This window comes from Protofrankia sp. Cas3, from assembly GCF_963555955.1.
Classification (GTDB): Bacteria; Actinomycetota; Actinomycetes; order Frankiales; family Frankiaceae; genus Protofrankia.
On record NZ_CAUVXP010000207.1, the window covers coordinates 1 to 8431 of the forward strand.

The following is an 8431-nucleotide window of genomic DNA, read 5'->3' on the forward strand; positions in this document are numbered from 1 at the left end:
GCTTCAACCAGCAGCAGATAGGCGCGTGGCCGACCAACGACGGTCTGCATCTGGTGTCGCTGTTGCGCCGGCGGGAGCACTTCAGTGAGTTCCGCGCCGACGTGGAGAACAGCTTCCACGCCGTGTACGACGAGGTGGTACCCGATCTCGGTGAGGACCTGCGGACGAACGGAAAGCGGGCGGAGAACTTCCGGGTCATGCGGTACCCGGACAACTACTACCGCCGATCCAACGGGCCGGGCTGGGCGCTGGTCGGAGACGCCGGTTACCACAAGGACCCGTTCACCGGCTGGGGAATCACCGACGCGTTCCTGTACGCCGAGCTCCTCGCGGACCACCTGCATCAGGGGCTGTCCCAGGAGCGACCGGTGGACGACGCCGTGGCGGACTACGCGAGGATCCGCGATGAGCGGAGCAAGGGAACCTTCGAGTTCACCTGCGTCCTTTCCGAGCTCACCCTGCCGCCGTTCTTCGAGGCGGTCCTGCGTGCCACGAGCCAGAGCCCGGAGTACACCAAGAAGTTCTTCGGTCTGATGGCCGGGGGGATCCACGGCGAGGAGTTCTTCGCGCCGGAGAACCTGGAGAAGCTCTACGAAGAGGTTGGCACGCCGCGCGACGAGCGTCTGCTCAAGGCCGCCTGACCGGCGGGCCCGCGGTGTTGGCACGCCGTCGGTCCGGTCGGTTCCCGACAATGATTGTGGAGTGTGCCCCGTGAATCCCGTGCCTGCCGCGAGCGCCAGCCCGCCGGATATCGCGCAACGCACCCGGATCTTCGTCCGCGAGCACGTCTTCCCGGTCGAGCGGGAGATCGTGGTTGCCGGGCGTCACATGGACGATGTGCTCCGGGTGGAGCTGCAGACGGCCGCCCGGGCGGCGGGGGTCTTCGGCCCGCTGTCGCCGGTGGCCTACGGTGGCCTTGGCCTCGACACCCGCGCCCAGGCCAGCGTGCTGGAAGCCGCTGGTACGAGCCTGATCGGTCCGATTGCGGTGGGCGCCTCCGCTCCGGACGACGGCAACATCCACCTTCTTGCCCACCTCGCCACCGCACCGCAGGCGGAACGGTACCTGGCGCCGTTGGCGCGCGGTGAGGTCCGTTCGTCCATCGCGATGGCCGAACCGTCACCAGGTGCGGGATCGGATCCCGCGATGCTGGCGACGGTCGCGGAGAAGGTCGCCGGTGGCTGGAAGATCAATGGCGCGAAGCACTTCACCACCGGTGCCGACGGAGCGGCGTTCACCATCTGCATCGCTGCGACCCCTGGTGGCACGACGATGTTCCTGGTTGATCAGGACAACCCGGGGCTCAAGGTGGGCCGCCGGATGCCGACACTCGATCACAGCGCCCCGGGCGGCCACTGTGAAGTCACTTTCAGTGACTGTTTTGTTCCCGATGACGCTGTGCTCGGGGAGGTTGGACGCGGTCTTGAGTATGCCCAGGTGCGGCTGGCCCCCTCCCGCCTCACCTTCTGCATGAACTGGCTGGGGTTGGCCACCCGGGCGCACGCGATGTCGGCCGAGCGGATCGTGAACCGCACGGCATTCGGGATACCCGTCGCCGACCACGGAATGGCCCAGGCGCACGTTGCCGACAATGAGATCGATATCGTGGCCGCCCGAGCGCTCGTCTACTCGACCGCCACCGTTATCGACGAACAGGGCTCGGTCAGCGGTGCGGCGCGCCACGCGGCCTCGATCACCAAGACCTTCGTGTCGGAGGCCGTGTGGCGGGTGCTCGACCGTGCGGTCCAGCTCTACGGCGGGCTGGGTGTGTGCGAGGACGAACTCGTCGCCCGGTTCCTCGTCGAAGCGCGCGCCTTCCGAATCTACGAGGGTCCGTCCGAGGTGCTTCGATGGTCCATCGCCCGCCGGGTGCTCCGGGCCTATCGGTGACCGGCCGTCACATTCCCGTCGAACATCCATGGTGAATCGGCTGGTACGAAATCCGCATCAGCGCCGGTACGCCGTGGCTCCACCGTCTTTTCCGCATCATCTGGTGATCAGTTTGAAATCCGTTCACGGCCTGGTCCATCAAGGATGTTGGGATGATGAGTGTGACGAATGATACGCAGCTTTCGCGCGCTGAGACCGGATACGCGATTTTTGCCGGGGCGACGAACGGGATCGTCGACTACGAGCGCATCCGCGAGATCGCCAACTCGCTCGTTCCCTTCGGCCGCTTCGTCGGAGTCACCATCACCGAGGTGGGTCCCGACCGGGCGGTCGTCGAGATCCCCGAAGGTGAGAACCTCACCAATCACCTGGGCACCGTTCATGCGGGTGCGCTCTTCCTGGCCGCTGACATCGCCAGCGCCGCCGCGGCAGCCGGCGCCGTGGCGCCCCGGCTGGCCCGGGTCGAGTACATGGTGGTCCGGGATGCCCGGTCGACCTTCCGCAAGCCGGCCGCCGGTCGAATCCGTGCGATCGCCACCGTGGATGAGCGAGAAGTGCGCCGCGTACTGGCCAGCGATGCCCCGGAGCAGTTCGATCTGGATGCCAGGGCACGCCTCTACGACGACGCCGACGGGCTCGTTGCCCGGTTCCATTTTGAGTTCGCCTGCAAGATCCTGGCTGGCTGACGGGCATCCGACCGTATTTCCGCACGCATTGTCGGCCCGCGGAAGGCGCCAGTAGTCCACACGCTGTGACGGGAGTCCCCATGTCAGTGAGCTCGACCGGTCGTGACACGCCGGACGGCAACGCCGCCAGGCGCCCATCGGAGTTCGCCGCGCTCGAAGCGATTCCGGTGACCACCGACGACAACGTCACATTCGTGATCAGGGTGCTTCCACAGGATGATCCAAACGTCCCGGTGGCGCTGATCCTGCCGGCGATGGCGCTCAGGGCGAAGTTCTACCTACCGCTGGCCAAGACTTTGCACGCGTCGGGTCTGTCGGTGGCGATGTGCGATCTGCGGGCCCAGGGGGAAAGCACACCCGGACTCGACAAGAAGTCGGCATTCGGCTATCGCGAGATCCTCGAGGTTGATTTTCCCGCCGTCATCAAGGCTGTTCGTTCGCGGTTTCCCCAGGCTCCGCTGTATCTGTTCGGACACAGTCTCGGCGGTCAGCTCTCCGTGCTCTACGCGGCATCAGCGCCTGAGGATGTGGCCGGGGTCTGCATCATCGGTGCCGGATCCGTCTACTGGAAGGCTTTCGGTCCCAAGCGCTGGGAAGCCCTGTGGAAGATCCAGACGATTGGTCTGATCGCCAGGTTGCGCGGATACTGGCCCGGCGGCATGCTGATCGGCGGCGCGATGGCGGGCGGTGTGATGATCGACTGGGCGCGGCACTCCCGGACGAGCCGATACCAGCCGCGGGGTACGAAGCGGGACTACGATCAGCTGTTGAGTGAGCTGGCCATTCCCGTCCTGGCGATCTCCCTGGACGGTGACCGGCTCGGGCCGCGGTCCAATGTCGACTTCCTCTGCGGCAGGATGCGGTCCGCAAAGATCACCCCTTGGCACCTGGACGACTCCGCTGGTGTCGCGCACCTCGACCACTTCGAATGGATCAAGGATAGTGGGATCATCGGGTCCGCGGCGGCATCCTGGATCATCGACGGGCAGCTGCCTGCGCCGTCCCGGTAGACCTCACCGCTGCGGGTGCAACGGAACCGTCGGGCCGTGTCTGCCGAGCCGGTACATCCACCGGTGGTCGTGTACATCCACCGGTCGTGTACATTGTGTCGGCACCTGTGCAATGGGATCGGTGGGTGTCACGGAACAGGTTACCGGTTTCCACGAGGGCAGCGGCGGCCGCTCATGCGCAGACACATTTGCTGGAACGCGCCGGTGAACACCGTGACAATGGACCGGTAAATGCGGGGTAGAAAGATGAAATTTCCGCCGCGTTGACACTGCCAATCGTCTCCCTCGATCGAGCAATAGGGATGTCGGATTGGTATTGACCATTGTTTGGCCTACTCCGCACAATTTAGGTGTAGCTCACCGGCGAGCGCCCGCGCCGATGCCTGCCGGATGAAATGACAGGGGAATTGCGGATGATGGCGAAAGCACGACTGACGGTTATCGGCGACAGCTTCGTCGAGGGCCGGGGAGATCCGCGACCGGACGGGACGTACGGTGGTTGGGTGCCCCGCTTTGCGGAACTGTTCGGAATCCCGCGCAACAGCTATCTCAACCTCGGGACCTTCGACGCGACAACCCAGGACGTGGTTGCCGGTCAGCTTGGCGTCGCGTTGGTGAACAAGGCTCCGCTGATCGGCTTTGTCGCCGGGGTCAACGATCTGGTTCGAGACTATGACGCGGTGCGTTTCCGGAATAATCTTGAGATGATTTTCACCACACTGAGCGGTCCGGATACGGTGATGTTCACCGCGACGTATGCGGATATTCCGCGGAACCTGCCGTTGCCGGACACCTTCCGTCAACTGCTGCGAGCCCGTTTCGCCGAGGCGAACGAGTGCCTACGTGCGGTCGCCGGGTGGACCGGCGCGCTTTGCGTGGATGTCGCGGCCGCGCACGAATGGACGGATCCGGCCATGTGGTCGGCGGATGGCCTGCACCCGAGTCCGGCCGGTCACCGGCGCTTCGCCGAGGAAACGGCCGATCTCATCAGTTTTGCCACCGGGATGACGGTGTTGAACGGATCATCCGCTTTCGCTGGTGTCGGGTCGGGACCGCTCTCGTACTAGAAGGCCGCTGGTTGGGCCGACGTCGATGCGATCGTGATTTTTCCGCTGAGCGACCCAGGGACTTCGGCCTCCGGCGATGCGACAGAACCACGATCGCATCGCCTTCGGCCCTCTAGGAGAGGAAGACTGTGAGCGAGGGCGAGAAGCTGGCGGATCGGCGTCTGGCCAATAATCCGATCGCGATTGTTGGCATGGCGGGCCTGTTCCCGATGGCCCATGACTACCGTGAGTACTGGCAGAACATCGTGGATTCGGTGGACTGCACCCAGGATGTCCCGGCGAGCCGGTGGAACGTCGACGATTACTTTGATCCGGATCCCACTGTTCCGGACATGACCTATTCGCGCCGCGGGGGTTTTGTCCCGGATGTGAATTTTGATCCATTGGAGTTCGGTCTGCCGCCGAACCAGCTGGAGGTCACCAGCACCCTGCAGACGTTGAGTCTGGTGGTGGCGCGGGATCTGCTGCGTGACGCCGGGGCGACCGATTCGCAGTGGTATGACGCGTCACGGACGGGCGTGGTGCTGGGCGTCACCGGCCCGGTGCCGCTGATGCATCCGCTGGCGGCTCGGTTGTCGACCCCGGTGTTGAAGGAGGTCGTCCGCAGCTGCGGGCTCAGCGATGCCGATGCGCAGGCGATCGCGGCGAAGTACGCGGCGGCGTTCGCGCCGTGGGAGGAAAACTCGTTCCCGGGGCTGTTGGCGAACGTCGTCGCCGGCCGGGTCGCGAACCGCCTCGGTCTGGGCGGGATGAACTGCACGGTCGACGCGGCCTGTGCGGCGTCGTTGACCGCCGTCCGCGTGGCGGTGGCGGAGCTCGTCGACGGCCGGGCCGAGATGATGATCGCCGGTGGCGCCGACACCGAAAACTCGATCTTCGGTTACATGTGTTTCAGCAAGACACAGGCGTTGTCACGAGCCGGGCGTATCCGGCCCTTCGACGATGCCGCTGACGGCACGTTGGTCGGTGAGGGCATCGGCATGCTCGCGTTGAAGCGTCTTGCCGACGCCGAGCGCGACGGGAACCGCGTGTACGCGGTGATTCGCGGTATCGGCTCGTCCAGCGACGGCCGGTCGAAGAGTATCTATGCGCCGCGTGCGGAAGGTCAGCGGCTGGCGCTGGCACGGGCCTATGCCGATGCAGACTGTTCGCCGGCGTCGGTGGAGCTGTTCGAGGGACATGCGACCGGTACCGCGGTAGGGGACAAAACAGAGCTGTCGGCGCTGAACGGTGTTCTCACTGAGGCGACCGATGAGCGGCATTTCGCGGCGATCGGAAGTGTGAAGTCACAGATCGGGCACACCAAGGGTGCGGCCGGTACGGCGAGTGTGATGAAGCTCGCGCTGGCGCTGTATCAGAAGATGCTGCCCGCGACGATCAATGTGGAGCGCCCGAACAGCGCGATCAATTTTGCTGACGCGCCGTTGTACGTCAACACCCGCACCCGGCCGTGGATTCGTGACCCGTATCGGCCGGTGCGGCGGGCGGCCGCGTCCGCGATGGGGTTCGGCGGGACGAACTTCCATGTCGTGTTGGAGGAGCACAACGGGGATCGTGGCGCCGTCAAAGCGTTGCACCGGACGGCTCGGGCGTATCTGTGGCATGCGCCTGACACCAGCGCACTGGTGGATGTGCTGCGTTCGGGTGCGTCGGGGGAGGAGACGGCGTCGATTCCCGCCGGGCATGCCCGGGTCGGGTTCGTGGCCGCCGACGACGAGACGGCGCAGCGCCTGCGCGCATTGGCGGTCGATCAGCTCGCGACGTCCGGGGACGTGGAGCAGTGGACGCATCCGGCCGGGGTGTTCTTCCGGAGCCGGCAGCTGCCGGACCTGAAGGTCGGCGCGTTGTTCGCCGGGCAGGGCAGCCAGTATCTGGACATGGGCGTGGAGGCGGCGCTCAACATTCCGACCGTGGCGACCGCCTTCGATGATGCGAACGGCTCGTTCGCCGGGGCGGCGCGGCGTCTGGCCGCGGTCATCTACCCGGTACCCGTCTTTGACGCGGGCCAGCGCCAGGCGCAGGAGACAGCTCTTCGCCAGACCGAATACGCGCAGCCGGCCATCGGTGCGCTCTCGGTCGGGCAGTTCCGGTATCTGACCGAGTTGGGCCTGCGCTGTTCTGGTTTCCTCGGACACAGTTTCGGGGAGCTGACCGCCCTGTGGGCGGCCGGCGCGTTGGCCGACGCGGACTTTTTCCGCCTTGCGCGCGCCCGTGGTGAGGCGATGGCGCCACCGGCCGACGATCCCGAACACGACCCGGGTGCGATGGCGGCGGTCCAGGCCACACGCGAGCAGGTCACCGACGTCCTCGCGGCTTTCCCGAGTGTGATCGTGTGTAACCACAACGCGCCGGACCAGGTGGTGGTGGGTGGGGACACCCAGGGGGTCGGCGAGGTGGTCCAGGAATGTAAGCAGCGGGGGTTGAACGCACGGCAGCTGCCGGTTTCCGCAGCTTTTCACACCCGTCATGTGGCCCATGCGGTGGAGAAGTTCCGGTTGGCGGTGGAGGCGGCGCGCATCAACGTGCCGGCACAGCCGGTGTATGCGAACACGGCGGGTGCCGCGTACGGGTCGGATGTCGAGGCGAACCGGCGGGTGCTGGCCGGGCAGCTGCTGGAGCCGGTCGAGTTCGTCGCGGCCCTGGAGGCGATGCGCGCCGACGGCTGCAACGTGCTGGTCGAGTTCGGTCCCAAGCAGGTGCTGACCCAGCTTGCGCGGCGGACGTTGGCCGAGTCCGGGGTGGTCGCCATACCCACCGACGCCGGGCCGCTCGGTGACAGCGATGTCGCTGTGAAGCAGGCCGCGGTTCAGCTCGCGGTCCTCGGGATACCGATCACGGGAATCAACCGGTACGACGCCCCCGCCTGGGTGACGGCCCCGTCCCGCGGCATGGTCGTGACCCTCAACGGTGCCGAGTACGTGCCCGATTCACGTCGGGCCGCCTATCAGGCCGCCCTCGACAACGGCTACCAGATATCCACCACTGACGCGACCGGGGGTAGCGGGTCGTCCGCCGATGTGAGCGCGAGCGACGCGCAACAGGTCGACGACCCGCCCTCACCCAACGGGACGGCGGCGAGCGAGCCCGCGGTCTCGGGCCAGGTCATTGCGCCGTTCGTGACCGTCTCACCGCCGGTTGCCGCGGCACCGGTCGTCCCGGCGGCTCTGTCAGCGGTGCCGTCTCTGTCAGCGGTGCCGACGGTGTCAGCCGTGTCAGCGGTGCCAGCCGTGTCAGCGGTGCCAGCCGTGTCAGCGGTGCCGGTTGCGCAGGCGGTTGCATCAGACCCGAATCGCTCGCCAATTGTGGTTGACGTGTCACAAGATGTCGTTGCGCAGCATGTAGCGGTGCACACGCAGTATCTGGAAAGCCAGCTGCGGATCGCGGACGAGTTGGTCGGTGTGCTCCAGACCCACCGCGACGATCAGGACGCGTCGTGGTTGCCGCAGGCTGTCGAGGCGGTGAAGGACCAGAGCCTGGCGATCGGCCGGGCGCACATCCGCGCGAACGAGATCCTCGCCGCACTCGCCGACATCGAACGGGATGCTCACCGGCACGCGGCGCCATCCACCGGCTCGGCGCCGGTGTCGGCCACCGTCGACCGGACCGTGGCGACGCCGATGGCGCTGGCAGGTCGGCAACCGCGACCGGAGCTGGTTTCCCCAGCGTCAGCCGCTCCGGTCCAGGTTGTTCCCGCCCAGCCCGCACCCGCCCAGCCCGCACTCGTCCCCGCCGTCGTGGTTCCCGCGGCGTCCAGTGACGGAGTCGGTGCTTTGGCGGT

The 8431-nt window shown here is 66.4% G+C and carries 6 protein-coding genes; all 6 read left to right on the forward strand.

Translation table 11 applies throughout. The features are described from left to right. The coding region (locus tag U9983_RS24935; RefSeq protein WP_416211528.1) for an NAD(P)/FAD-dependent oxidoreductase at nt 1-641 on the forward strand (641 nt) is incomplete at its 5' end. A 79-nt stretch (nt 642-720) separates the two neighbouring features. Continuing rightward, complete coding sequence (locus U9983_RS24940) at nt 721-1890, forward strand: acyl-CoA dehydrogenase family protein (protein WP_416211529.1); 1170 nt, start codon at nt 721-723, stop codon at nt 1888-1890. 152 nt (nt 1891-2042) lie between these two features. Next, nucleotides 2043-2576 carry a YiiD C-terminal domain-containing protein gene (locus U9983_RS24945; protein ID WP_322756351.1) on the forward strand — a complete coding sequence of 178 codons (534 nt, stop codon included), beginning with the start codon at nt 2043-2045 and terminating at the stop codon, nt 2574-2576. Between the two features lie 80 nt (nt 2577-2656). Then, nucleotides 2657-3586, forward strand: coding sequence for an alpha/beta fold hydrolase (locus tag U9983_RS24950; protein WP_322756352.1), 930 nt, complete (start codon nt 2657-2659; stop codon nt 3584-3586). Nucleotides 3587-4002: 416 nt separating this feature from the next. Beyond that, the gene (locus U9983_RS24955; RefSeq protein ID WP_322750597.1) at nt 4003-4653 is read left to right on the forward strand and encodes an SGNH/GDSL hydrolase family protein; all 651 of its coding nucleotides are present in this window, start codon (nt 4003-4005) and stop codon (nt 4651-4653) included. Between the two features lie 191 nt (nt 4654-4844). Further along, nucleotides 4845-8431 (forward strand): beta-ketoacyl synthase N-terminal-like domain-containing protein (locus tag U9983_RS24960; RefSeq protein WP_416211530.1); only part of this gene is annotated, 3587 nt, incomplete at its 3' end.

What these genes read in the sequence shown, in the direction of transcription:
- U9983_RS24945 (WP_322756351.1), top strand. Translation starts at nt 2,043, where the DNA reads ATGATGAGTGTGACGAATGATACGCAGCTTTCGCGCGCTGAGACCGGA.
- U9983_RS24950 (WP_322756352.1), top strand. Translation starts at nt 2,657, where the DNA reads ATGTCAGTGAGCTCGACCGGTCGTGACACGCCGGACGGCAACGCCGCC.
- U9983_RS24955 (WP_322750597.1), top strand. Translation starts at nt 4,003, where the DNA reads ATGGCGAAAGCACGACTGACGGTTATCGGCGACAGCTTCGTCGAGGGC.